Annotated in this window: 21 protein-coding genes; 8 read left to right on the top strand and 13 right to left on the bottom strand. The window is 60.9% G+C overall.

Features of this window, described 5'->3' with window-relative positions; genetic code table 11:
• Window positions 1-82: 82 nt before the first annotated feature.
• Complete coding sequence (locus tag QMK55_RS28475; protein WP_102355068.1) at window positions 83-1,063, top strand: LysR family transcriptional regulator; 981 nt, start codon at window positions 83-85, stop codon at window positions 1,061-1,063.
• Between the two features lie 174 nt (window positions 1,064-1,237).
• Complete coding sequence (locus QMK55_RS28470) at window positions 1,238-1,756, top strand: GNAT family N-acetyltransferase (RefSeq protein ID WP_102355069.1); 519 nt, start codon at window positions 1,238-1,240, stop codon at window positions 1,754-1,756.
• 22 nt (window positions 1,757-1,778) lie between these two features.
• Here the strand turns inward: QMK55_RS28470 and QMK55_RS28465 are convergent, their stop codons facing one another.
• The 5 genes from QMK55_RS28465 to QMK55_RS28445 all read right to left on the bottom strand — a co-directional run bounded on the left by QMK55_RS28465 (window position 1,779) and on the right by QMK55_RS28445 (window position 6,481).
• Complete coding sequence (locus QMK55_RS28465; protein WP_320328321.1) at window positions 1,779-2,471, bottom strand: aspartate/glutamate racemase family protein; 693 nt, start codon at window positions 2,469-2,471, stop codon at window positions 1,779-1,781.
• A 147-nt stretch (window positions 2,472-2,618) separates the two neighbouring features.
• A complete protein-coding gene (locus QMK55_RS28460) occupies window positions 2,619-3,587 on the bottom strand; it encodes a halovibrin HvnC (RefSeq protein ID WP_102355071.1) in 969 nt (322 codons plus the stop codon).
• Window positions 3,588-3,646: 59 nt separating this feature from the next.
• Window positions 3,647-4,108 (bottom strand): DUF2599 domain-containing protein, encoded by a 462-nt coding sequence (locus tag QMK55_RS28455; protein WP_102355072.1) that lies wholly within the window; start codon window positions 4,106-4,108, stop codon window positions 3,647-3,649.
• Entirely contained in the window at window positions 4,105-5,034 is a 930-nt protein-coding gene (locus QMK55_RS28450; RefSeq protein ID WP_320328320.1) for a halovibrin HvnC, read from the bottom strand. The genes QMK55_RS28455 and QMK55_RS28450 overlap by 4 nt, the downstream gene beginning before the upstream one ends.
• A 55-nt stretch (window positions 5,035-5,089) precedes the next feature.
• Complete coding sequence (locus tag QMK55_RS28445; RefSeq protein WP_320328319.1) at window positions 5,090-6,481, bottom strand: hypothetical protein; 1,392 nt, start codon at window positions 6,479-6,481, stop codon at window positions 5,090-5,092.
• A gap of 214 nt (window positions 6,482-6,695) precedes the next feature.
• Between QMK55_RS28445 and QMK55_RS28440 the strand changes: the two genes are divergently transcribed.
• A complete protein-coding gene (locus QMK55_RS28440; protein WP_320328318.1) occupies window positions 6,696-7,187 on the top strand; it encodes a hypothetical protein in 492 nt (163 codons plus the stop codon).
• A gap of 132 nt (window positions 7,188-7,319) precedes the next feature.
• Here the strand turns inward: QMK55_RS28440 and QMK55_RS28435 are convergent, their stop codons facing one another.
• Together QMK55_RS28435 and ccoN are read right to left on the bottom strand one after the other, a co-directional pair.
• Window positions 7,320-7,541 (bottom strand): CcoQ/FixQ family Cbb3-type cytochrome c oxidase assembly chaperone, encoded by a 222-nt coding sequence (locus QMK55_RS28435; RefSeq protein ID WP_102355076.1) that lies wholly within the window; start codon window positions 7,539-7,541, stop codon window positions 7,320-7,322.
• Between the two features lie 15 nt (window positions 7,542-7,556).
• Entirely contained in the window at window positions 7,557-8,984 is a 1,428-nt protein-coding gene (ccoN, locus tag QMK55_RS28430; protein WP_320328317.1) for a cytochrome-c oxidase, cbb3-type subunit I, read from the bottom strand.
• A 321-nt stretch (window positions 8,985-9,305) separates the two neighbouring features.
• Here ccoN and QMK55_RS28425 point away from each other — a divergent pair, with 321 nt between their 5' ends.
• The 3 genes from QMK55_RS28425 to QMK55_RS28415 all read left to right on the top strand — a co-directional run bounded on the left by QMK55_RS28425 (window position 9,306) and on the right by QMK55_RS28415 (window position 12,738).
• The gene (locus QMK55_RS28425) at window positions 9,306-10,979 is read left to right on the top strand and encodes a nitrite/sulfite reductase (protein ID WP_320328316.1); all 1,674 of its coding nucleotides are present in this window, start codon (window positions 9,306-9,308) and stop codon (window positions 10,977-10,979) included.
• A complete protein-coding gene (locus QMK55_RS28420; protein WP_102355079.1) occupies window positions 10,976-11,455 on the top strand; it encodes a DUF934 domain-containing protein in 480 nt (159 codons plus the stop codon). The genes QMK55_RS28425 and QMK55_RS28420 overlap by 4 nt, the downstream gene beginning before the upstream one ends.
• A 308-nt stretch (window positions 11,456-11,763) precedes the next feature.
• Window positions 11,764-12,738, top strand: a complete 975-nt coding sequence (locus tag QMK55_RS28415) for a hypothetical protein (RefSeq protein WP_102355080.1) — start codon at window positions 11,764-11,766, stop codon at window positions 12,736-12,738.
• A gap of 118 nt (window positions 12,739-12,856) precedes the next feature.
• Here QMK55_RS28415 and QMK55_RS28410 read toward each other — a convergent pair whose 3' ends face one another.
• On the bottom strand, window positions 12,857-15,217 hold the full coding sequence (locus QMK55_RS28410; protein ID WP_320328315.1) for a tetratricopeptide repeat protein: 2,361 nt from the start codon (window positions 15,215-15,217) through the stop codon (window positions 12,857-12,859).
• A gap of 215 nt (window positions 15,218-15,432) precedes the next feature.
• Here QMK55_RS28410 and QMK55_RS28405 point away from each other — a divergent pair, with 215 nt between their 5' ends.
• Window positions 15,433-16,110, top strand: a complete 678-nt coding sequence (locus QMK55_RS28405) for a DUF3313 domain-containing protein (protein WP_102355082.1) — start codon at window positions 15,433-15,435, stop codon at window positions 16,108-16,110.
• Between the two features lie 106 nt (window positions 16,111-16,216).
• On the opposite strand, the gene QMK55_RS28400 is transcribed toward QMK55_RS28405, so the two are convergent.
• Window positions 16,217-18,721 (bottom strand): fused MFS/spermidine synthase, encoded by a 2,505-nt coding sequence (locus QMK55_RS28400; RefSeq protein WP_320328314.1) that lies wholly within the window; start codon window positions 18,719-18,721, stop codon window positions 16,217-16,219.
• Window positions 18,722-18,991: 270 nt separating this feature from the next.
• On the opposite strand from QMK55_RS28400, the gene QMK55_RS28395 reads away from it, so the two are divergent.
• On the top strand, window positions 18,992-19,939 hold the full coding sequence (locus QMK55_RS28395) for an IS110 family transposase (RefSeq protein ID WP_102359176.1): 948 nt from the start codon (window positions 18,992-18,994) through the stop codon (window positions 19,937-19,939).
• 151 nt (window positions 19,940-20,090) lie between these two features.
• Here QMK55_RS28395 and QMK55_RS28390 read toward each other — a convergent pair whose 3' ends face one another.
• The 4 genes from QMK55_RS28390 to QMK55_RS28375 all read right to left on the bottom strand — a co-directional run bounded on the left by QMK55_RS28390 (window position 20,091) and on the right by QMK55_RS28375 (window position 25,710).
• Window positions 20,091-21,680 (bottom strand): arylsulfatase, encoded by a 1,590-nt coding sequence (locus QMK55_RS28390; protein ID WP_320328313.1) that lies wholly within the window; start codon window positions 21,678-21,680, stop codon window positions 20,091-20,093.
• Between the two features lie 72 nt (window positions 21,681-21,752).
• Window positions 21,753-22,775, bottom strand: coding sequence for an HAD family hydrolase (locus tag QMK55_RS28385; protein WP_102355085.1), 1,023 nt, complete (start codon window positions 22,773-22,775; stop codon window positions 21,753-21,755).
• Window positions 22,772-24,133, bottom strand: a complete 1,362-nt coding sequence (locus QMK55_RS28380; RefSeq protein WP_320328312.1) for a hypothetical protein — start codon at window positions 24,131-24,133, stop codon at window positions 22,772-22,774. The genes QMK55_RS28385 and QMK55_RS28380 overlap by 4 nt, the downstream gene beginning before the upstream one ends.
• Complete coding sequence (locus tag QMK55_RS28375) at window positions 24,130-25,710, bottom strand: VWA domain-containing protein (protein WP_320328311.1); 1,581 nt, start codon at window positions 25,708-25,710, stop codon at window positions 24,130-24,132. The genes QMK55_RS28380 and QMK55_RS28375 overlap by 4 nt, the downstream gene beginning before the upstream one ends.

The following is a 25,710-nucleotide window of genomic DNA, read 5'->3' as shown; positions in this document are numbered from 1 at the left end:
CATGGCCCCTTCGCGAGCAAGCCCGCTCCCACATTAGAACCGTGGCGTTTTCCAAAATACAAAGATCGACAGGGAGTCATCGATGTCATTCACCGAACCCGCAGGACGGCAGGCCAGCCCCGATTACCGTTGGGCGCAGGGCGAGCGCGAGCCGTGGCTGGCGCAAGCTGCGACCCTCGATGCCGACGTCGCACAATACTTTCTGGTCAGTGCCCGCTGCGGCTGTTTCATGCAGGCGGCGCGCAGCCTCAATGTGCGTTCGACCTTGCTGCGCAAGCAACTGGCACAACTTGAACAAGCGCTGCAGCACTCGCTGTTCAGCTTTCAGGGCAGCGCCCTGAGCCTGACCCGCGAGGGTCAGCAACTCCAGGCGCAACTGGTGGCGCTGGCCCACGAACGCAAACTGCCAGTGGTCGAGCAACCGCTGATCCGCCTGGCCGTCGCCGAGTCGATCCTGCATGACATCCTCGGTCGCGACCTGATCGCGCTGCTGCGCCGCAACGCCAGCGTGCGCCTGGAAGTCATCGCTCTGGACAGCGAACTGGCGCTGCGTGCGGTCAGTGCCGACGTGGTGCTGTGGCTGGCCCACGGCGAAACCCCCAGCCCCGGTCCGACCTTTGCCACCAGCCAGCCACAGGCACTGGCGCGCCTGGACTATCTGCCGCACATCGCCAAACGCTATTCCCGCGTCACCGCCCGCCCGGCCAGTGCCGACGACCTGACTGACTTCATGTTGGTGCAATGGCAACACGACCGGCAGATCGACAGTTTCCGGCCGTGGAATGAGCTGGTCGAACAGCGTCTGGCCGGCGTGGTGCAGATGCAGTCCTATGAGCTGATGCTGGAAATGATCCGCTGCAGTGCTTGCATCGGTTTGCTGCCGGCGTACATGAGCCGCTTTGATCGCGGGCTGATTGCGCTGCCGGGGCTGTTCGATGAGCCGATGCAGCTACAGGCATGGCTGGCGGTCAACGTTGAATCGCGAGACGTCGCCGAAGTGCAGACCCTGGTCGAACTGATCCAGCGCACCTTCAACGAACGCCACGAATGGTTCCAGAGCTGAACACATAACCCCTGTGGGAGCGGACTTGCTCGCGAATGCGGTGTGTCATTCAACGACAAGGTGTCTGACACGGCCCCTTCGCGAGCAAGCCCGCTCCCACTGTTTTGACCTCGCCAAATTGATAACTGGCAGTTTAGAGTGATTGGCCACACATCGATCCAGGAAGGATCCGCCATGCCCGACCACAACCCCGCCATCAAAATCGAACGCTTCAACGAATCGCACATTGCAGGCATCACTGCGCTGTACAACGATCCGGCCGTGACCCGGCAGGTGTTGCAGATGCCGTTTCAGTCCGCTGAGGTGTGGCGCAAACGCCTGGCGCCGGACAACGAACGGGTGGTGCAGCTGGTGGCGCTGCATGAGGGTGTGGTCATTGGCAATCTGGGGCTGGAGCAGTATTCACGGATTCGCCGCAGCCACGCCGGCAGCGTCGGCATGGGCGTCGCCGTGGCGTGGCAGGGTAAGGGTGTGGGCTCAAAACTGTTGGCGACCGCGCTGGACGTCGCCGACAACTGGATGAACCTGCACCGCGTCGAACTCACGGTCTACGCCGACAACGAAGCGGCTATCGGTCTGTACCGCAAGTTCGGCTTCGAGAACGAAGGCCTGTTCCGTGACTACGCAGTACGCGACGGGCAATGGGTCGACACCCTGAGCATGGCCCGTCTGCGCAGCCGCGTCACCGCCTGACTCAGCCGCGCCAACCCCTGACTCAATCGTCCAGGGCGAACGCCACCGCCGACTGCGCATGCAGCTCGGTGGTGTCGAGCAGGGGCAGGGCGCTGTGTTCGGGTTTGACCAGCAGGCCGATTTCCGTGCAGCCGAGAATGATCGCCTGAGCGCCGCGTGCGGTCAGTGATTCGATCACTCGCTGATAGATCTTGCGCGACTCATCGCTGATCACCCCGACGCACAGTTCGTCGTAGATGATCCGGTGCACGTCCTTGCGCTCGGCCGCGTCCGGCACCAGCACCGTCAAGCCCTTGGCAATCAGGCGCTGCTTGAGAAAGTCCTGCTCCATGGTGAACGCTGTGCCGAGCAGGCCGACCGTGTGCGCCTCGATGTCCAGCGCCGCCTGCGCCGCCGGTTCGGCGATGTGCAGGAACGGGATGCTGATCGCTGCCTGAATCTGTTCCGCCACCTTGTGCATGGTGTTGGTACACAGCACTACGCATTCCGCGCCGCCGGCCTCCAGCCTGCGCGCCGCATCCACCAGAATCGCCGCCGCATCGTCCCAGCGCCCGGCATGCTGGGCCTGTTCGACCGGGCCGAAGTCGACGCTGTGCATCAACAGTTGTGCCGAGCGCAGCGGGCCGAGGCGATCGCGCACTTGTTGATTGATGAGGCGATAGTATTCGGCGCTGGACTCCCAGCTCATGCCGCCGATCAGGCCGATGGTGCGCATTGAAATTCCTCTGGCTTGGACCTGGAACGAACCACCAAGTCTGAACAGAGTGTCCATTTGTTCATCGAAGGACGCCAGCGTAAATCAGCTGTACTGCCAATCCTTCTGCCAGGTGTAACGGTGCCGTTCGCCTTCAACCGCCGCTGTTCATTGTGTAACCACTTGATCCGCTGGCGCGAACGTAAAGCTCGCCGCACCCCCGTTACTGGCGGAGGGTGTCAACCGAATGATGGGCACGAGGATTCTCGGGTTGGTCGAGTTATAGAAGTCGCGCTGGTTGTATTGCGCGTCCGCCAGGCCGGCGTTGGCGCCTCCATAAACATAGAAGAACGCCATGATGGGGAATCGGTTGGGAGGAAAACTCGAAGCACATGATTTTGCCGGGTCGGGGGAGGTCGGATTGCACCAGGTTTTTATCAGCAACTCATTGTGTTCATTGTAGCCAGTGAGACTCACAAACGCCCTGGCGCGCACGGATTGATAAAACGCCGGGCCCGCCAGATGATTGCGCTCGTCTCTGACGTCAAAGCCACATTGCCGCTGGTGCGGGTTGCCTCCCGCTATCCTCCAGACCGCATACCATTGCTCTGCGGTGGTGACACCGGCGTTCTGGCAGAGCTGACTTTGCACGGGATAGCTCGGGTGGGCAGCGCAGACAGCGTCAGCCCGGCGTGTCCAGGTCCAGGCATCGTAGGCATAGGCACACAGATAATCGAGGTCAAGCTTGTCTTGGGGGGACTCAAAGATCGGATAAACAATGTAGCCGTTGCCATTGCCCCAGGCGAGTCGGCCGAAGTCGGCATCCTGACGCAGGTAGGAAAAGGACACGCCTCCACTGGTCACAGATGTCGGGCTTGGGTCCCAAACCTTGTATTTGTTGGCGGGATCTTTGACCGTCACCCGCAGGGTCACACCGGAACACAGGAACGCTGGCTGGGAGTCGCTCTTGTTGCAGTTGGGAAATTTGCGCCCGTAAAGCGTATTGAGCTGAGTGGCGATGGCCGGGCCGTTGAGCACCTCAACACCACTGACGCCGATGGCCACCGGCGGTTGGGTTGCGGTCTGCACGCAACCCATCAGTAATGCAATAAAAAACGCTGCGGCTATTTTTCTCATGATGAGCCTCTGGCCTGAAATGGGGATTGTGTTTGTCAGTTCAAAAACGCGGTTAAGCGTTACGGTGCAGGTTCAGGCAACGGCTCGACAGGGTTGCAGCCGGCTGCCAGCGTTCGGGCATATCCCACGTCAGGCCGCCACGGTTCGATGTTCCACTCCGGTTTGTCGCGGGTGATCGCCAGGTGGCAGATCAATTGATGGCGAAGACCGTGGGTATTGGACCAGTAGCGGCTGTTGGAGTAGTCCCTCAGCAATTCATCCATCAGAAACGGCGTTGCTTGTTCCGGGGTACGACGTGCACAGGGCGTTGGGGTGATGGCAAACACCCACTCATCGTCACGGTAGAGCCATTTCGCACTTGCGATGTATCGAGTACAGCGCTCCACGGTCACGATGACGGAGTCCGGTTCCGTTGCCTGTGCGATTGCAGGGGCACCGAAGGGCAGCGCCATGCAGCGATTGAGCAAGGCAATCAAGGTGAAACCTGATCTTTCTCGCCCGTTTTGTTGGTGCAAATTCATTGAGCCACCGCCTGATCTGCTGCCGAATAGGTGAAAGCCGCCGGCGCTGCGGCGCTTGTCGCAGGCGTCAGGCGAATAATGGGGACGACGATTTTCGGGGTGGTCGAGTTGTAGAAGTCACGCTGGTTGTACTGCGCGTCTGCCAGGCCGGCATTGGTGCCGCCGGCGATAAAGAAAAAGGCCATGATCGGAAGCTGGTTGGCGCTCCCGGCTGCCCAAGTGCTGATAATGACTTCGTTCTGTTCGCCGAAGCCGGTCTCTCCCAGCAACGTCTTGGCTCTGAGAGATTGATAAAATGCCGGGCCTGCGAGGTGGTTACGTTCATCCCTGACATCGAAGTCGCATTGACGAAGATTTTTGTTCTCGTATGAATAATCCCAGGCTGCCTTGAACTGCTCAGCGGTTAAAACACCGGCATCCTGACAATGGCCACTGACGTTCGGATATTGCGGAGTGGGAACGCACACAGCGGTTGCGCTGCGATGCCAGCCCCACGCGTCCATGGGGTAAGAGCACAACACTTGGAGCTGAAGCTTGCCCGCCGGTTGTTCCAGGAACGGGTAAACGATATAGCCGTTACCGTAACCCCATGCCAGTCGGCCGAAATTGGCATCCTGGCGCAGGTACGAGAATGAAACACCACCGCTTTTTACCGAGGTTGGGCTCGGATCCCAGACTTTGTATTGGCCTGCCGGATCCCTGGCGGTGACCCGCAGTGTCACACCTGAACACAAAAAGGCCGGTTGTGAATCGATCTTGTTGCAGTTGGGAAACTGCCGTGCATAAAGCGTGTTCAGATAGGTCGCGATAGCAGGACCAGTGCGGGGCTGGGCATTGTTGACGCCAATCTCGGTTGGCAGTTGGGTGGCGGTTTGAGAGCAGCCCCATAGCAGCGCGATGAGCAGTGACAGCAGCAATTTACTCATGAGAACCCCTGTTTAGTGCAATATCGCGCGTTGTTCCGGGATAGGCTTCGAAGTGTTAAAGAGTCACTCGCAGGTACCAGGAAAAAATGATTGGTTCGCCCGTGCCCGTCTTTCTGAGGGTGTAATTGAACAGGCCGGGTTTTCCCCTGTTCGGCGGGATCCAGCTCGACGGGACGACGACGTCGGTATAGGACGACGGCTGGGTGATGAAGAATTCCTCGCTGTCATAGCGGATCGTTTCAACGGTCAGCGATATTCGTACTTTGTAAGTACCGTCCAGCGTCGGGTAGTACGTTCTCAGGTTGTCCTTGGCGGCATTCAGCGTCGGTTCCGGCAGGTGATGCCTTTGTCCGGTAATGGTTATGTTCAGCGGTTTGGACGGGCGATCCTCGGTGGTGTCCGGTAAACGGACGGTGTAGGCCACTTCAGCACCGCTGCCAACGGTGTCGACCACTTCTTCGCGCGGAATCCGAAACTGCAAGGTCTGCCCGACAGCGGTGACGATTTGAACCTCACTGCTATAAGTGGAGTTGCGGCCTTTCCAGTAGACCTTCACCGATTGCCCCGGCGCCGAGCCGGTGTATTTCACTTCGACGGTCGCGTACTGGGCTGCATAGAAGTCGCGAACAAAATTCAGCACAGAGCCGTTGGCGTCTCTGGCTTCGAGCACTTTGGGGGCAAGCAGGTCCAGCACCGGCCGACGAATATGCACATCGACGTAGGTGGTTGCCGACCAGATCGCCTGTGGCCCCGAGGAGTTGCCGAGCAGGTCGGTGACGCGAAAACGCAAGGCGAACCGGGCATTGTCCTGCCAGAAGTCATTGGTGGTCAGCGTGATCACCAGTTGACTGGCGGCAGCCTGTGCCTCGGTCACGGTATGCTGGAGATTGCGCCCGTCAAGATCGACAGTGATGACGTCCCCCGCCCGCATGTAGACATAGCGCAGCGTAACGTCAACGCCTTGTGCCGCACGTGCTGCATCGATGCCTTTGGCGATGACATCGGCCGGCAGGGTCTTCAGCAAGTTCGGATTATCACCGCCCCCGGCGATCTCTCCACCTGGGCGAGGTGTATGGAAGAGCACACGTAACGGCTCTGAAGTTTCGGGCATCGGTTGCGTGATCCGCGCCACCCGCAGGCGCAGCAGGTTGATTCCATCCCTCAGCAACGACGCCGCAAAACTCATGCTGAACGGTTGATTCAGCTGCGTTGGTCCGATGATTTGTGTGGCAACAATGGTTTGCGACTCGTTGAGCAGTAGCTGAGCACTGTCCTCCAGGCTCTGGCTGGTCCATGGATCGACAAGAATCCGGATAAATCCATTGGCGACCAGCACGAGCGGAACCCCGCCGTGCGGATTCTGCGGATGCTGGATCGGTGACACCCACCCCGGAATCCTTACCGGGTCGATCTTCAGCAGTTGACTATCGTTGATCTGGTTGGCCATTTCGTTCGCTCCGCAAAGGATTGCTCTCTGGTTTTATCTAAAACCTTCGCGTACCGCTTGCCTACTGTCAGATCTGACAGGTGGCCGCGCAAAAGACCTACCGTCCGTCGTGCCAGTCCCGGATTGGTGCGGGTTGGCATTCGAGGTTTTACGCGCACTGGCGTGTTGATCTGTCACTATGAGTTTCGCAAGCTCTCCCCCGAGGAACGTACCGATGAACGACGTACAACAACTGGGCGAAATGCTTCGTCACTATGCCGAGAGTGAAGCGCACAAGAAGCAACTGTTCGAAACCCAGTCGCAGGCGTGGGCCAGCCGGATCACCGAGCTGTTCGGCCATATTCAGCAATGGCTGGAGCCGGTGCAGGCGCCGAACCTGCTGGAGGTGAGCCGCGAGGCCTACGTCGCGTTCGGGCCGAGCACGCCGGTGGAAACCTCGACCTTCAAGACCGAAAAACTGAGCATCGTGATTGCCGGCAAACCGGTGGAGTTCGTGCCGGATGTAATGGGCAGCGCCGGGCAGATTTCCCTGGCGGTGATGGGCCTGACGGCGGCGCGTTACGGCAGTATTTCGCTGGTGGGACTGCCGAACGGCGAGTGGCAATGGCGCAAGACCAACGGTTTGAAGGATCCGGACACGTTTGTGTTTGATGCGGATTTTCTGGCGCAGCAGTTGCAGAGCCTGATTCCGCGCGACCGTAACTAGATCTCAAGGACTTGCAAATTCCCCTTGTGGGAGCGGGCTTGCTCGCGAAGGCGGTGTGTCATTCAACATTAGCGTTGGCTGATCAGACGCTATCGCGAGCAGGCTCACGCCTGCAGGTGGAAGGTGGTGTCGCTACATTTCGAGGTTGATCCAGCCCGGTTTTGCCTCTTCCGGCGCCACAGCCTTCACGGTCTTTCCGGTCGCCAGCTCCACCCGCCGCGCCACTTCCGGATCATCGGCAAACGGCACCATGCTCGCATCATCCAGGCTCTCTGAAGTCTGATGGCGCAGGCAGTACTCCACCGCCAGCCACAGAAACACCACCCCCAGCAGATTCAAGAAAAGTTCGAACATCTTCGGCTCCCTGCCTCAGGCGATCTGCGCCTGACTGCGCGCCAGCGCCACGTCGGCCACCCGCACTGTGCGCCAGACGTTGTAGGCCATCAGCAACATGCCGCTGAGGAAGAACACTCCGCCGGCAAAGCGCACGATGAACCCCGGATGGCTGGCCTGCAGCGCTTCGACGAACGAATAGGTCAGCGTGCCGTCCTCGTTGATCGCGCGCCACATCAGGCCCTGGGTGATACCGTTGACCCACATCGACGCGATGTACAGCACCGTGCCGATGGTCGCCAGCCAGAAGTGCAGGTTGATCAGCGGCGTGCTGTACATCTGCTCGCGGCCAAAGACTTTCGGCACCATGTGATAGGTCGCGCCGAAGGTGATCATCGCCACCCAGCCGAGCGCGCCGGCGTGGACGTGGCCGATGGTCCAGTCGGTGTAGTGGGAGAGGGCGTTGACCGTTTTGATCGCCATCATTGGGCCTTCGAAGGTCGACATGCCGTAGAACGCCAGCGACAGCACCAGAAAGCGCAGGATCGGGTCGGTGCGCAACTTATGCCAGGCGCCCGAGAGGGTCATCATGCCGTTGATCATCCCGCCCCAGCTGGGTGCCAGCAGGATCAGCGACATCGCCATGCCGAGTGACTGCGCCCAGTCCGGCAGCGCGGTGTAGTGCAAGTGGTGCGGGCCGGCCCAGATGTACAGGGTGATCAGCGCCCAGAAGTGCACGATCGACAACCGGTACGAATACACCGGGCGGTTGACCTGTTTTGGCACGAAGTAATACATCATGCCGAGGAACCCGGTGGTCAGGAAGAACCCCACCGCGTTGTGCCCGTACCACCACTGCACCATCGCGTCGGTCGCCCCGGAATACACCGGATAGGATTTGAACCAGTCCACCGGGATCGACAGGTGATTGACCACGTGCAGCATGGCGATCACCAGAATGAACGCGCCGAAGAACCAGTTGCCGACGTAGATATGCTTGGTCTTGCGCTGCACCACGGTGGTGAAAAACACGATGGCATACGCGACCCAGACCACCGCCATCCACACCGCGCCGGAGAATTCGATCTCGGCATATTCTTTGGTGGTGGTGTAGCCCATCGGCAGGGTGATCAGCATGACCACGATCACCGACTGCCAGCCCCAGAAGGTGAAGGCTGCGAGCTTGTCCGAGTACAGCCGTACCTGGCAGGTACGCTGCACCGCGTAGTAACTGGCGGCGAATTGCGCGCTGCCGGCGAAGCCGAAAATCACCAGGCTGGTGTGCAGTGGCCGCAAGCGGCCGAAGGTGGTCCACGGCAGGTCGAGATTCATGTCCGGCCATACCAGTTGCGAGGCGATCCATACCCCCATCGCCATGCCGACGACACCCCAGAAAACCGTCGCGATAACGAATTGGCGGACGACCTTGTAGTTATAAACCTGTCCGATTGTTGCTGTGCTCATGGTCAGTTCTTCCACGGTTGCAAAGTCTTGCCAGGCCACCCGGTCTGGCATGCACTGCACTGTAGGAACACCGCCAGAAACAAAACAGGCTCAGGAATATTTCATTTGTACGGATCAGATCAAGGGGCTGCCTGCGGCGTTCTGCCGCGCCCTGATACGGTTTTTATCGTTTCAGGTGAATCTGTTGCGTGCTGCGCTGCTTCGTCATAGTGCTCTGAAGAAAACTGTAGGAGTGAGCCTGCTCGCGATAGCGACACACCGCTATCGCGAGCAGGCTCACTCCTACAGGAATTGTGTGCGTCCTGATGAGGTGGCAGTTGCATGTATCAATACGATGATTACGACCGGGCGCTGGTGTTCGAGCGCGTTGCGCAGTTTCGCGATCAGGTCGAGCGCTTCATGGCCGGCGAGTTGAGCGAGGAGGAGTTCCTGCCGCTGCGCCTGCAGAACGGCCTGTACATGCAAAAGCACGCGTACATGCTGCGGGTGGCGATTCCCTACGGCACGTTGAGTGCCGAACAGATGCGCACCCTTGCGAGCATCGCCGCCGATTACGATCGCGGTTACGGCCACTTCACCACCCGGCAGAACCTGCAATTCAACTGGATCGAACTGAGCGAAGTGCCGGACATTCTCGAACGTCTGGCGCAGGTCAACATGCATGCGATCCAGACCTCCGGCAACTGCGTGCGCAACATCACCACCGAGGCGTTCGCCGGGGTGGCGGCGGACGAGATGATCGATCCGCGTCCGTTGGCAGAAATCCTCCGGCAGTGGTCGACGATCAACCCGGAATTCCTCTTCCTGCCACGCAAGTTCAAGATCGCCATTTGCTCGGCGAAGCAGGATCGCGCGGCGATCATGATGCACGACATCGGCCTGTATCTTTATCCCGGGCGCGAGGGGCAAATGCTCCTGCGGGTGATCGTCGGCGGCGGGTTGGGGCGCACGCCGATTCTCGGTCTGCAGATCCGCGAAGGCTTGCCGTGGCAGCATCTGTTGTCTTACGTCGAAGCGATCTTGCGGGTCTACAACCGCCATGGCCGGCGTGACAACAAGTACAAGGCGCGGATCAAGATTCTGGTCAAGGCGCTGGGCATCGAGGCGTTCGCCCGGGAAGTCGAAGAAGAATGGCAGCACCTCAAGGATGGCCCGGCGCAGTTGACCGAGGCTGAATACGAGCGGGTCGCCAGTGCGTTCGTGCCGCCGATCTATCACACCCTGGCCGACACTGATCTGGACTTCGGCACGCGCCTGGCCGAGAGCCCGGCGTTCGCTCGTTGGGTGGCGCGTAACGTGCAACCGCACAAAAAACCCGGTTACACCAGCGTGGTGCTGTCGACCAAACCGGGCCTGGCCGCGCCGCCGGGGGATGTTACCGGGTTGCAGATGCTGGCCGTCGCCGACTGGTCGGAGCGCTTCGGTTTTGGCGAGATTCGCATCGCCCACGAACAGAACATCGTCCTGCCCGATGTACAGAAGTCTGACCTGTACCCGCTCTGGCAACTGGCCTGCGAGCGTGGCCTGGGCAGTGCCAATGTCGGTCTGCTGACCGACATCATCGCCTGCCCGGGCGGCGATTTCTGTGCGCTGGCCAACGCCAAATCGATCCCGATTGCCCAAGCGATTCAGGCGCGATTCGACAACCTCGACTACCTGCACGACCTGGGCGACATCAGCCTGAACATCTCCGGCTGCATCAACGCCTGCGGCCACCACCACATCGGCAATATCGGCATCCTCGGCGTCGATAAAAACGGCAGCGAGTGGTACCAGATCACCCTCGGTGGCGCGCAGGGTAAAAACAGCACGCTGGGCAAAGTCATCGGCCCGTCGTTCAGCGCTGCCGAAGTGCCGCAGGTGATCGAGCGGATCATCGGCACCTTTGTGCGTTACCGCGAAAGCGAGGAGCTGTTTGTCGACACCGTGGCGCGCATTGGCCTGGAACCGTTCAAGGAGCGGGTCTATCCGAAAGCGCTGGAGGTGACGGCATGAACAATCTGCTGCGGTTGGAACAGGGCGTCGCGCGGCAAGTCGAGGACGATCCGTGGACGCTGGTGCGTGACCCGGAGCAGGGCAGGTCGCAAGGGTTGCTGATCCTGCCGCTGGCGCACTGGCTGCAGTCGCCCTCGACCCACGCGGTGTGGCTGGGGCCGGACGATGAGGTTGAAAGTGTGGTGCCGTGGCTGGCTTCGCTGCCGTTGATTGCCCTGGACTTCCCGAACTTTCGCGACGGTCGCGCCTACAGCCAGGCGTATCTGCTGCGCAGCCGTTTTGGTTGGGCCGGGGAGCTACGGGCGATCGGCGATGTGTTGCGTGATCAGCTCAGCCACATGCGCCAGTGCGGGTTCGACAGCTTTGCGGTGCGTGAGGACAAGTCGGCTGAAGATGCGCTGAAAGGGCTGGCTGGAATGAGCGTGCTGTACGGCCGCTCCGTCATTGAACCGCGCCCCTTGTTCCGCAGACGCTGACATATCCAATGCCTGATAAATACTTTGTGGTGAGGGGATTTATCCCCGATGGGCTGCGAAGCGGACCTAAAACCTGCCAAAGCATTTCTTCAGCTAAAACCTGTTGGCGGGTTCTGCGGCCGCTGCGCAGCCGGTCGGGGATAAATCCCCTCACCACAATTGTCTAGTGGCCCCTTCAATACAGGGGAAACCCTTAGATCCCGCACCATTCCCGGATTTTCCCTTGGGTCGATGCTGGCCTTTTGGTAGAGTCCCCGTCGCCAGCGGGTTTTCGGCTGGACGACGGAACGAAGAAGGGAGTCTGGGTAGTGAGTGCGGGCAAAAAGATTTTGGGCCTCACGGCAATGCTGTTGATGCTGACGCTGTGGGCCAGTTACTTCTATGTGATCAAGGAAAACCGCGACGGCCAGTTGGGCGGCGCCGGTGAAAGCACTGCGTGGTGCGGCACGCCGCCGTCCACCGAAGCGGCGTTGCTGGGCAAGGATCAACTGACCTTGCGCGTGACCAACAACCTGCGCGGCGAGTTCATGCTCAGTGGCTCGCTGGTGGTCTCTGAACGCACCTTCAACCGCTATGACCTGGGTCGCAACGAACTGCGCCTGCGTCTGGAACCCTTGCAGTGGTCGTACGGCGTCACGCCGATCTTCCTTGAGCAGGTCAAGGTTCAGCCGCTGAGCCGCAACCTCGCGTCGCCGACCAAGAGCGCTTACGCCGAACTCGAGCCAAGGCCGATCGGCGTACAGGGTCAGGTCACCGAATTCCCCTTCGACACGTATCGCTACGGCTACAAGCCGGTGCTGTATTACCTCAAGGGCAGCGAGCGCATCGACCTGCGCTTCAAGAACATCACCACGCTGATGGAGATGTCCAACACCTTCACGCCGATCCAGAAGTACAACCGCGTCGAGTACATCAACGAGAAAAACTCGATGATCCGCGACGAGGACTACAAGGCCTACGGTCCGCACGAATGCGCATTCAGCGTCGAGCGCAAAGGCTCGTTCAAGGTGGTGGTGCTGTTGTTGCTGCTGGTGCTTTGCCTGCCGTTGTTGCACGTGTTCTATCGCGACGAACCGGGAATCGATTTCCTTGCGACGCTGGTAGCGATTGCCGTGGTGCGCGTGGTGCTGGTGGGGCCGGTGCAGGACTTCCAGCTGTACAACATCGACTTCCTGTTTGGCGCGGCAATCCTGCTGGTGGGCTCGGTGTCGCTGATCAAGGCGATGCGCGCCAACAGTCGGCGGGAGATGGCGTTGAAGAGCGGCGAGACGTCTTCCTGGTAACGCCACTGTAGGAGTGAGCCTGCTCGCGATCGCAATGGGTCAGTGACATTGATGGTGACTGACACAACGCTATCGCGAGCAGGCTCACTCCTACAGGTGATCGGCGTTTATTGGCCGGTCACTTCAGCGCCGGATCACCCATGTTCATCCTCTTCCATCCCTGCAACAGCACCTGCGCCTTCGGTTCCTGGCCGTTCTCCAGGTAGTACTGGATCAGCGACAACCGCGCATTGCGGTTCGCCGGTAGTACCTTGAGCAGGCGCTCCAGCACCTCGCAGGCTTCATCGACCTTGCCGCTGTCGTGCAACGCCACCGCCAGCACATAGCCGTACTGCGCGCTCTGCGGCTCCAGATGCGCGGCTTTGTGCAGCGCGGTCATGGCCTCGGCGGTCTTGCCGGCGCGAATCAGTGACAGGCCACGGGTGTGTTGCAACAGCGCTGCGTCCGGGTGGGCCTTGAGGCTGTCATTCAGCAGCGTTTGCGCCTCTGGTCCTCGGCCATTGGCCTCCAGCCATTGCACCAGCGTCACCAGCGCCGGGTAGAAATCCGGATCACGTTGCAGTGCGCTGCGCAGCAAGCCTTCGACTTCACCGCTGCGGCCGCTGGCCTGATACAGCATGGCCAGATTCAGATTGGCCTCGGCACGCTCCAGCAGGCTCTGCTGCACCGCCTCGTATTCGGCAATTGCCGCGTCCCAATTGGCTTGCGCCGAGCCAAGGCCGTTGTTGTGGGCCACGCTCAGCAGGTCGCGGGCGACGACGATGCGCACTGCTTTAACCGGGTCATTCAACAGCGGCGTCAGCAGCGGTGCACGCTCCGGTGGCGGCAGGAATGCACTGATCGCCCGCACCGCACTTTCACGCACCTGCGGCTCGGGGCTTTGCAGGTCCTGGGTCGCCAGTTTCAACGCCTGCTCACTCGGGTACAACGGCAGTTCCGCCAGCAACGTGGCACGCTGGATCGCCGGCAGGTTGCTGCGCTGCAATTGCTCGTACAACGCGTTGGCAGCGCCGGGCTGACCATTGCGGATCAGCCACAGGCTTTCGTCATAACGCGGCGCCTGTGGGGCGGTTGAAGCACTCCACAGTTTGAACTGCGCGGTGACCTTGTCGCCGGCCTTGCCCTGATGGCAGGTCAGGCAGGCATCCGGGGTGCCGAGCTTTTGCGCACGTTCGGGATTGGGAATGCTGAAACTGTGGTCGTGACGCAAGTCGTTGCCCATGTAGAGCTTGCCGGGCATGTGGCAATCGATGCACTGCGAGCCGGGCTGGCCCATGGTGTGGCGGGTGTGTTCGACGGAGTCGTAATTCTTTGCCAGCAGGCCCTTGCCGTCGACGCCTGCGACCGAGGTCTTGCCGGCGCTGTTGTGGCATTGCAGGCACACCGCGTTGCCCGGTGCCTTGAGTTCGGTGCTGTGCGGGTTGTGGCAATTGCTGCAACGCACGCCCTTGTCGAACATTTTGCTTTGCAGGAACGAGCCGTGCTCGAACACTTCATCTTTGATCTTGCCGTCCAGCGCATACAGTTCGCGGGTGAGGGTGCTCGGCAGGTAGTCGTCCATCAAACGCTTGCCGACCGTGTAACCATCGCCCAACGGCGCACGGCGGGCATGGCAACGCGCGCAGGTCTCGATCTCGACCGTGGCGTTGTTGTCCTTGAGGTCGACGGCAAAGCCCTTGTGGATCAGGTCGTCCTTGTTCTGCGCCCATTGCAGGTGATTCGATGCCGGGCCGTGACAGGCCTGGCAGCCGACACCGAGGCTGTTCCACTGACTGTTGAAGGTGTTGCTGACCGCGTCGAAATTGCGCTTGAAGCCGGTGGTGTGGCATTCGACGCACATGAAGTTGGCGTTCTGGCTCGGTTTGCTCCAGTGCAGCGGGTTCTTGAAGTTCACGCCCTGGCCGGGGTAGAGGTGAAACCAGCGGTGCTGCTCGGTATCCCATGCCACGCCGAGCGCCTGCAAGCGGCCTTCGCCGACCTCAATCAGGTACTGCTGCAGCGGCGCGATGCCGAAGGTGTAGGCGACCTTGAAGTCGGCGTTCCTGCCGTCGATGCCGGACGTATTGACCCAGAATTCGTCGCCCTTGCGCGAGAACCGCGTGGTCTCGTTTTGCGCCTTGAACGTGATGTTGTTGAAGTCGCCGAGCGTGGTCTCGGCAGTGGCTGCCTGCATCGCCAGTTGATGATGCGAGCCTTGCCAGTCCTTGACCTGCTCGGTGTGACAGCCCTGGCATTGCTGTTCATCGACCAGGGTCGCCGGTTTGCTGGCGACTGCCGGTTGCGGTTTGGCGGGCGCAGCCACAGGCGCGGCGACCGGTACAGGTCTGGCCGGCGCCGGCGCGGGGTTCAGGAGAAACCAGCCGATGCCTGCCACGGCGGCCAGCAATACGCCAATCGCAACAGGGAAGAACAAGCGGGAGAATGACGGTCGGGATGAATCGGGATCAGGCTGCACGGTTTTATTTTTATGCTTGGGCATTACGACTTCCATGGTCCAGGTGCATTTGCCATCTGGCGTGCGTTCAAGCTCGATGCAGCTTTGCCGGATGCTCGGCGTCTGTCAAATGACGGTTGTGATCCGCCGCGCAGCCTGAGTTGAATTTTGTGTTTTCGAATCGCAATTGCCGGGGTTTTAGCTATACCTGTAACTCCCCCAATCCAAAAAGTTTCTGGCCTTCTGACAGGAGTTACAGCATGAAGCTAGCAGTAATGATGGGCACCCTCTGCATTGCCACCCTCGGCGTGGTGGGCTGTTCCAGCAAAACCGTCGCTCCCGACGAGTATTCAGGCTTCCTCAAGGACTACAGCCAACTCAAGGAGGCCAAATCCCCGTCCGGTGCCGAAGTGATGCGCTGGATCGACCCCAAGGTCGACATCAAAAAATTCACCAGTGCCTACATCGAGCCGACTCAGCTCTATCCCAAACCCCAACCGACCGCGAAGATCTCCCAGCAAACCCTCAACGGCATCACCTCCTACTACGATCAGGCGCTCAAGCGTGAAATCGGCAAAGACCTGCCGTTGGCTACCGGTCCAGGCCCGGGCGTGATCGTGGTGCGTGCGGCGATCACCGCCGTGAGCAGCAAGACCGAAGGCCTGCACGCTTATGAAGTGATCCCGATTGCCCTGGTGGCGGCGGCAGTCAGCACCGCCAGCGGTATCCGCGATCAGGAAACCACCCTGGCCACTGAAGCGGTGTTCCTCGATGGCGCGACCAACAAGGTCGTGGCGCAAGTGGTACGCAAAGGCACCGGCAAACCGCTGGAAAATGACACCCAGGCAATGAAGGCAACCGACGTCAAGCCAGTGATCGACGGCTGGGCCAATGACATGCATCAGATGTATGTGAAGCTCAGGGCCAACTCCAAATAACCGCTGAAAGCTTCGCGAGCAGGCTCGCTCCCCCATTGGATTTGTGCACGACACAGTTCAGTGTGGGAGCGAGCCTGCTCGCGAAAGCGCTCTATCAGGCAACGGGTTATTGTCCGGTAAACCAACGGAAGTACGGATTCCCGCCATCCCAACGCATCACTTCACGCATATCCCGCCCCCACGCATCCCGATCTCCGTCATACGCATGCAGGCTCGCGCGGTAAAACTGCATCAGACGCTGACGGTGCGTTTGCATCCGCTCACTGAATCCGGCATCGGCATTGACCAGTGTCGGCGGTTGATAGAGGTCCAGCAGCGCCGGCAGCACCCGGGTGATTTCCTTGCTGCGCACCCACGGTGCGTATTCGATGCGCGGCTGATCGTCCGTCACCGCCGGGGCATTCGCCGCGAAACGTTCAAGGCCTGCACGGTCGGTGACCCAGGTCGCGAGCAACGCCGCCGCCGAGCCGATCCCGACATCCTGCAAGGTGCTGCGCACGCTGTCCTGCTGGAAGCGCTCGGTGATTTTCGCCGCGTCCAGTTCCATCGGTTGCAGCGAGCCAACCAGCAGCATCTCGTGGAACTCGCTGGACCACAGCGAGGCATACGGGAACACGTCGAGGAAGCTGCGCACCAGCGAGCGTGAGTCATCGATGTTCTGCGTCGGCAGCGGCAGCCATTGCGCGACAATGCCTTGTTGCTGCAAGCGGCTGGCCGCCAACTGATAGAAGTCCCGCGAATACAGGTTGACCACGCCGGCCGCCGATGGCGGGGGCGGTTCGAGGGTGATCAGGTCGTAAGTCTGTTCGCTGCGCAGCAGTTCCTGGCGGCCATCACGCAGGCGCACATCAACCCCGGGATCGCTGGCCGCGTTGAAATTGCCTTTGAACAGCGGCGCGGCTTTGACCACTGACGGCAACAGCTCGGCGACCACTCGATGCTCAAGCCCGGGATAGCGCAACATTGCACCGGCGGTGATGCCGGTGCCGAAGCCGATCACCAGCGTCGAACGCGGTTCGCCGTTGTGAATCAGCAGCGGCAACAGGGCCTGAATACGCATGTAGCGCAGCGACGGCATGGCATCGCCGGTGTTGGACACGCCCTGAATGTACAAACGGTGGAAAGCGTTTTCGCCACGGCCCTGCGCGACCACCGCCACCGTACCGCCTCGGCCTTCCTCATAGAACGCCAGCGTGCCGTTGCGCGCACCGGGCAACAGGTTTGCGAGTTTGTCGACCGGCGTCAGCACGGCCAGCGCGACCGACACCAGCCCCAATGCAACCACCGCCTGGCGTCGGCCTTTCTTGACGTGGTGACCCTTGCGCACGGCCATGTAGCCGATGCCGGCGGCGATGATCGCCAGCAGACCCAGCGTGTGTACCAAGCCGAGCAACGGGATCAGCAGGAAGCCGCAGAGCATCACCCCGACGATCCCGCCCAGCGTGTTGAACGCCACGACGGCGCCCACATCACGACCGACATGCCCGTGGCCGACGCTCAGCCGCAGTGCCAGCGGGAAAGCTGCGCCCAGCAACAAGGTCGGCACAAACACAATGCTCAGCGCCGCCACGGCAAAACGTGCGCTCATGCCGACCAGTTCACTGGCGCCCATCGACCGCAGCGTTTCTTCGGCAAGGCTTTGCGCCAACACCAGCCAGCGACCGAGCAGGGCGATCTCCAGCAGTGCGATCAGCCCGGCACCGGCAATCAACAGCCCGAACACACCCCACGGATCACGAATGCGCTCGACGCGACGGGCGAGCAGGGCGCTGCCGAGGAACAGCCCGCTCAGGTAAGTGGCGAGGACCACGGCAAACGCATAGGTGCGGGTGCTCATGAACTGCACGATCGATTGCGACCAGACCACTTCGTAGCCCAGCGCCACGCCGCCGGCGATGGAGTACAACCACAGCGCGGTGCGATCCGTGGCTTTCTCCGCATGATGTTTGACCGGGGCAACAGGTATCGTCAGGTGCTGACGCTGCAGCCACAGCGCACCGGCGGCGGCCAGCAGATTGAGCATCGCGGCAAACAGCGCGCTACCGCGCACACCGAGGGTGGCGATCAGCACGAATGCGGCGAGCAGGGTGCCGACAATCGCGCCCAACGTGTTTGCGGCATACAACTGACCGCCGGCCTTGTCCGGGGCAGTCGCCAGCGAGCGCACCAGCACCGGCAACGTACCGCCCATCAAGACCGCCGGGATGCCGACCAGTAGAAATGGCAGCAGCCACGCCAACAGGCCGACGTGACCTTGCAGCCAGGCAAACGGGCTGGCCGCCAGGCTCATGGTCACCGTCGCGGCAACGCCAAGTAGCGCCACCAGCACCTCCAGCCCGGCGTAGAGCAGAACCGGCTGTTGCAGACGATCGGCCCAGCGCCCGAACAGCCAGCCACCGATCGCCAGGCCGGCGAAAAACGCGCTGATACCGGTGGTGATGGCGTAGACCTCGACCCCGACCACCAGCGACAGCTGCTTGATCCACAACACTTGATACACAAGCGCTGCGGCACCGGAGAGGCACAGCAGCAGGGCAGGAATCAGCAGCGCGGCGCTGGCGACTTGCGGGGCGGGTATGGCCGACGGTTTGCTGGCGATACGTGAGGACATGCGGATTGCCTTATTTCAATTCGGAAATGGCGGTGACGGTGCTGGCCTCTTCGCGAGCAGGCTCGCTTGTATGGTAGGACTTGAAGGGAGGAGGAGGGACAAGGCTCGATTCTGACTGTTAGCGCAGTACAGACCGTGGGAGATTTCACCCCTCCTCCTTTCACCCAAGCGCCGATAAAGAATGCATCTGGCCTAGACCGACGATAGGAACAAGCCTGCGCCTCTGGGTGAACCCTTCAAGCGTTCAAACCTTAGCCCGGAGGATTTCTCATGGCAATGCCCGTCGTTACCACTCAGTCGATTATCGGGGTTGATGTCGCCAAGGACGAACTGGTGATTTATCACGCCGAATCAGATCAGCTCGAGACAATCTCCAATACCAAAGCGGCGATCAAGAAATGGCTCAAAACCGCTGCCAAGCCAGTGGCAATCGCCATCGAAGCCACCAATATCTATCACCAGGAATTTGCTGATCTGGCGTATGCCGATGGTTGCGTGATCTATATGGTTGGCGGTTATGAGCTCAGCCATTACCGCAAAGGCGTGAACGTTCGCGCCAAAACTGATGCGCTGGATGCCCGATTACTGGCCCGTTATCTGACAAACGAAGGGGACCACTTACGCCCTTGGACACCGCCGTCGCCCTTGTATTGCCGGCTCATCAGTCTTTTCCGGCGCCGTGCGGCTCTGGTCCAGGCTCGTGTCAGCCTCAAGCAGAGCTGGGAGAATGAGCCATTGCTCAAAACCGCTTTCAAAAATCAGATAAACGCCATGCAAAGACTGGAAATCCTGCTGGAGAAAACGATCCTGGCGCAGATAGACGAAGCCGGTTTAGGCGCTCAGCTCAAGCGTTGCATGAAGGTAGAAGGCATCGGTACGTTGACCGGCGCCCGCTTGCTCGCATCCTTTCAGCGTGGGGACTTCAGGAATGCCGACGCTTTCATCGCCTTTCTAGGCCTGGATCTGCGCATATCGGACTCAGGCAAAAAGAAAGGCCGTCGCTGCCTGACCAAACGAGGCGACTCAGAGGCACGTCGATTGCTGCACAACGCTGCAATGGCGGCGAGCCGGACCTCGGCGTGGAAAGGGTTTTATGAGGCTTTAAGAGAGCGCGGATTGAGCACTACCCAAGCACTGGTCGCACTAGCCCGCAAGCTTGCCCGGGTGGTATTTGCTCTGTTGAAAAACCAGAGCGAATACTCACCTAAAGCCGTTTAGGGGCTAGGCATGAACCATAGAATCTCCCACAGTGGATCTCGGGCGTTGCGAAAATCCCTGTGGGAGCGAGCCTGCTCGCGAATGAGGCCGACACGGTCCCACGTGTGAAACAGGGCCGCCCGCCGCTGAGGACGGGCGGCGCTCCAGCGGTTTACTGTGCAGATGGTGCCGCTTTCATTTTCTCGGCAATCCTGGCGTCAACCGCAGCACGGATCTGGTCGATGCTGAAGCTCGCCGGTTTCTGGCTGGGCGGGTACTCGATGAAGGTCTGGAGGAAACGCGCGGCCTTCGTCGTTGCTACCGCGACGAGATAAACGTTCTTGGTCGACCAGTCATAGTACTGATCCGAGACCACGTCGGCGCGCTCATACGGGTCCATTCTCAAGTTGAATATTTTCGGCACACGCAACGGTGTGAACGGGTTGCTCCATACGGCGAAGCCACCCGGTGCACGCTGCTCGGCGAATACCGCTTTCCAGTTGCCAAAGCGCATCGAAACCAGCATGCCGTCGTCGTTGAAGTAGTAGAACTCCTTACGTTCACCGTTGGGTTGCTGGCCAGTCAGGTAAGGCAACTGGTTGTAACCGTCCAGATGCACCTTGAAGGTGTTGCCGCCGCTGGTCGGCGCCCAGCCCTTCAGCAGCTTGCTCGTGACGTCGGTATCGCCCGCAGCGGCCAGCAGCGTCGGGAACCAGTCCAGGCCCGAGAACATCTCGTTGGAGACCTCACCTGGCTTGATCTTGCCCGGCCAGCGGACCATCGCCGGGACCCGGTACGCACCTTCCCAATTGGAGTTCTTCTCGTTGCGGAACGGGGTGGTCGCCGCGTCCGGCCAGGAGAACTGGTTCGGGCCGTTGTCGGTGGTGTAGACAACAATGGTGTTGTCGGCGATTTTCAGGTCGTCGAGGGTTTTCAGCAGTTTGCCGACGTCGCCGTCATGTTCAAGCATGCCGTCCGCGTATTCGTTGCCGGGCATGCCGCTTTGGCCTTTCATCGAATCACGCACGTGGGTGAACAGGTGCATGCGAGTCGTGTTCATCCAGACAAAGAATGGTTTGTCCGCCTTGGCCTGCTTTTCGATGAACGCTTGCGCAGCCGCGGTGGTTTCGTCGTCGATGGTTTCCATACGCTTGGTGGTCAGGGCGCCGGTGTCTTCGATCTTGCCGTCGGCAAAACTGTGAATGACGCCACGCGGAGAGTAGGCCTTGACGAAATCCGGGTCATCCTTGGGCCAGTAGGGGCGTTCGGGCTCCTCTTCGGCGTTGAGGTGATAGAGGTTGCCGAAGAATTCGTCGAAGCCATGGTTGGTCGGCAGGTATTCGTCCTTGTCCCCAAGGTGGTTTTTGCCAAACTGCCCGGTGGCGTAACCCTGCGATTTGAGAGCCTGAGCGATGGTGATGTCGCGTTTTTGCAGGCCTACAGTAGCGCCCGGCGCGCCGACTTTCGACAGCCCTGTACGCAACGGCGTCTGCCCGGTGATGAACGACGATCGTCCCGCCGTGCAGCTGTTCTCGGCGTAGTAATCGGTGAACATCATGCCTTCTTTGGCAATCCGGTCGATGTTCGGGGTCTTGTAGCCCACCACGCCCATGGAATAGGCACTGATGTTGGTCTGGCCGATGTCATCGCCAAAGATCACCAGTATGTTGGGTTTTTCGGCCGCTGTGGCGGTTGCCGACAGCGCCATCACCGAGGTTGCCACCAGGGCGAATTTCGGTAGCCACTTGCGTATGCGAGTCATCTGACTTGCTCCTTTTTGTGGGGGTCGTTTATTGCGACTTACGTTTCTTGCAGTCCTGCATCACGCTTTTTCTTATTGCACCTGCTCGTTTGCCGGTGGATCGAACGGATAGATCCGGCGCCATTGGGTCGCCATGTCCACCACGGTCCAGCCGCGGGAATTCGCTTCGTCGAGGGCCTTGTCGAGCCGGCCAATGTCTGATTTGCGGTCGTAGGCCCACTCGCGCTTGGCGTCGGTGTGGTGCACCAGGCCCATCAAGCGCTTGCCCGGGCCGGCGGCGGTCCACTGCAGCATCTGCAGGTCGCCGTCGGAATTGCCGAAGGCGAGGATCGGCCGTTTGCCGATCACCGCATCGATACTTTCCGGTTTGCCTGGGCCGTCGTCGTTGTGCGCCAGTTTCGGCGTGCGCAGGATCGAGGCCTTGCCGTCCTTGAGCTGGAACGCGGTGACGAACGTGGTGCCGATCACCTGTTCCGGCGGAATGCCGTAGACCTTCTCGGCAAAGGCGCGCATGAACGCGGTGTCGCCACCGGAAACGATGTAGGTCTTGAAGTCCTGGCTGCGCAGGTAATCGAGCATTTCCAGCATCGGCTGAAAGATCATTTCGGTGTAGGGCTTGCCGGTCTTCGGGTGGCGCGCCTGACTCAACCAGGTCTTGGCGTGGTCATCGAAAGCGTCGGTGGTCATGCCGGTGTGGGTCGCGCCGACGATCTTCAGCAAACCGTCCATGCCGGCGGCGGCCAGCCCCTTGTGGTCGTTTTCCAGTACCGCCTTGAAGGGCTGGGTGGTTTGCCATTCCGGGTGTTGCGCTGCGTTGCGTTTGACTTCATCGAGGGCGAACAGCAGCTCGAAATACATCGGCTGCTCGCTCCACAGGGTGCCGTCGTTGTCGAAAACGGCAATGCGCTCGGCGGGTTTGACGAAGTCCTTGCTGCTCTGGTCGGTGATCGCTTGCACGAACTCGATGATGCTGCTTTTTGCTGGTCCCTCATTCCATGACGGCAGGGGTTCCGTGGCCTGGGCCAGCAGTGGCAATGCCAGCGCAAACCACAGCGCAAGACTGAAGCGTTGACGGTGCTGTGGCGGGTTCGTCATGGGAAATCCTTTTCATGGACGGGGTTGAGCGGGCGCAGGGCCGGGGCCGGTTTGTGCTGCTGTTGCCTGGCCTGACTGTGAAGCGTAGCCAACGATTGGCGCAGCTGAACGAGTGTTTGCCCGGGTGTCGGTTCGCGACCGTAAAGGCCGCGCAACAGGCCTTGCAGACGTGGGCCGGCATCGAGCAGCTTCAGCCCCAGCCGGCTGCGCCGCAGCCACAGGTACAGCGCAGTCAATTGCGCCGGTTGCGCTTGCAGTTGCGGCTCGATTTGCTGCCAGGCGAAATCCGCCGAGTGTTCCCGAGCCAGTTGCCGCGCGTGCTGGCGTGCCTGCCATTGCCGGTGCGCGCTCAGGATGGCCAGGCGCAGCCAGTAACCGCCGCTAACAACGGCCGCGAGCAGCGCCAGCCACAGCAGCCACTTCGTGGAGAAATACAGGTTGTTGCGGCCCAGTTGCTTGAGGTCTTCGGTGATCGAAAACACCGGTTTGTCGGCGCTGTTGGCTGCCGCTTCGAATGTCACCGCCGGCACTTGCGTGGTGCGTATCTGGCGGGTTCTGGCGTCCCACCATTTCACCTCGATGGCGGCCAGCGTGTGCGTGCCGGCCTTGTCGATGCGGTAGGTGACGTTGTCGATGCGCTGGCCGCCGAGAATGTCGCCGCGCCCGTCATCGAGGTTGCTCACTTGCGGGGTTTTCACATAGCGACTCAGGCCGGCGACGTCACCCAGCATCGGCACGGGCAGGGCCATCGCCAATGCGCCGTCGGCTTGCAAGGTCAGTTGGCGGGTGATGCTGTCGCCGACTTTCAATGGCGTTGCCGAGTTGATTACGCTCTGGGTAAAGCGCACGCCGTTGGCCACCAACGGTGTTTCTCCGGGGTTGAAACCGGGCGGCTGGGCGGCGCTGAACTGCAGCGGTTGGCTTTGCGCACTGATCGCGGTGCTGGCCTGCCCCGGCGTTGCGCTGACGGTCAGCGCCGGAATGTCGTAGCGCTGCGCGACATTCGGGGTGATCAGGTAGCTGTAGCGCATGCCGCTGAAGGATTGACCGTCGAAGGTCTGGTTCAGGTGCTGCGCCTGGCCGTCGGACGGCATCACCAGCGCGCCGTCGAGTTTCAAGTCGGGCAGGGTGGCAGCGCTGGTGAACCAGGTGTCGGTGAGCACGTCGACTTGCAGCTCGACCAGGCCACCGACCATGGCGCCTTCGGCGGGTTGCAGGTGGGCCTGGACTTTGAGTTGCGGGGTGGCGGCGAAGGCATTCAGGCTGAGCAGGCTGGTCAGCAGCAGGCTGCTGATTTTTGCGGCCACTGATCTGGCCTCTTCGCGAGCAGGCTCGCTCCAACTGGGGTTCAGGTTCATGGCTTGCCTCCCGCCTGATCCTGCAAGCTGAACTTCTGCTTGAGGAATTTCGCCGGCGAGGTGTTCAGGTTCTGCAGCCACAACGCATCCGACGCCGCTTGTTCGGTCTCGACCTTTTTGCTTTGGCCCTTGCCCGGTGCCTTGTCGAATTTCACTTCGTCCGGTTTGGTCTCGGGGGCGTTTTTCTCGGCGCTGTCGGTGTCCTTGAGCAGGGCCTGCGCCAGCGCCAGATTGGCCGTGGCTTCAGGGAACTGTGGTTGCAGCTTCAAGGCCTGGGTGTAGGCGGCAATCGCCTGAACGAACTTGAAGCGCCGCACGTAGATGTTGCCCAGATAAAAGTAAGCCTGCGGCGTGTCCAGCCGGGCAAAGGTCGCCAGTGCAAGGTCGTAGTCAGACGCGTGATACGCCGCCACACCTTTCCAGTACGGATCGACAAACAGCGCCGCCGCTTGCGGCCAGTGCTCATGTTCGAAGGCCCAGCGTCCTTGCTGATCGCGGGTGAAGAAGGCATCGGTCAGCGCGTTGGCCTGCGCCGGTGCGGCCGGCCAGCCAAGGCCTGCGGCCAACAGCAGCGCCGGCACCCAGTTGACGCTCCAGCCCTTGCGCACGCCGACCAGTGCCAGCAGCAACAGCGGCCAGCACAGCCAGTAACCGGCGTCTTTCCAGTGCAGTTCCTGCTGCTCGGCGCTGGCACTCTGGAAGTGCTGTTGGGCGTGCAATTCGATCCAGTCCAGATCATCGTCGTCGAGGGTCAGGCTGCCCAGCGGCGCGTCGACGGCGGACGCCAATTGCTTGAGCGCCGCCTGATCGAAACTGCCGAGCACCGGGCGCCCGTTGCTGTCGATTTTCGGCTGGCCATTGGCGCCCTGAATGACCCCGCCGTCCTCGTTGCCGACCGCGAGCACCAGCACTTGCAAGGCGCTGCCGCGCAGTTGTTTGTCGAGCCCCTCGAGTTGCGCCGTGTCGGCGCCGTCGCTGATCAGCAGCAGCGTGCTGGGCGTTTTCTCGGCGCTGAGCAGGTGTTTGGCTTGCTCGATGACGGCGCCGACGTCCTTGCCCGGTTTGTCGATCAGCCCGGTGCCCAAGGCCTGGATGAAGCTGTCGAGCAGCGCCGGATCGTCGGTCGGCGGCAGCACCAGATGCGCGCTCCCGGCGTAGGCGATCAACGCCGTGTGGGCACCGGCGCGGCGCTGGATCAACTCGTGGAGCTTATGTTTGGCCGCTTCCAGGCGTGTCGGTTGCACGTCTGCGGCGTCCATCGATGGTGACAAGTCGACGGCGACAATCAGCGGCGCACGGTTCTCCAGGAAGTCCGGGCGATCCTGCTCCCAGGTCGGCCCGGCGGCGGCGATGGCGCCGAGTATCAGCAGCGTACACAGCCAATGCACCGGACGCAGGCGCTGGTGATCCTGCGGAGTGACCAACAGGTGCGGTAGCAGATGCTCGGCGATGTTGCCGCGCAGCCGCCGCTGCAGGTCGCGGCTGCGGCGCCAGATCAGCGGCAGCAGTGCCGCAAACAATGCCAGCAACAGCCACAGCGGACGCAGGAAATGCAGGTCACTGAGGTTGATGTCCAT

Origin of the sequence: Pseudomonas sp. P8_229, from assembly GCF_034008635.1 — a bacterium.
GTDB lineage: Bacteria > Pseudomonadota > Gammaproteobacteria > Pseudomonadales > Pseudomonadaceae > Aquipseudomonas.
This window is presented reverse-complemented; position numbering and strand designations above follow the sequence as displayed.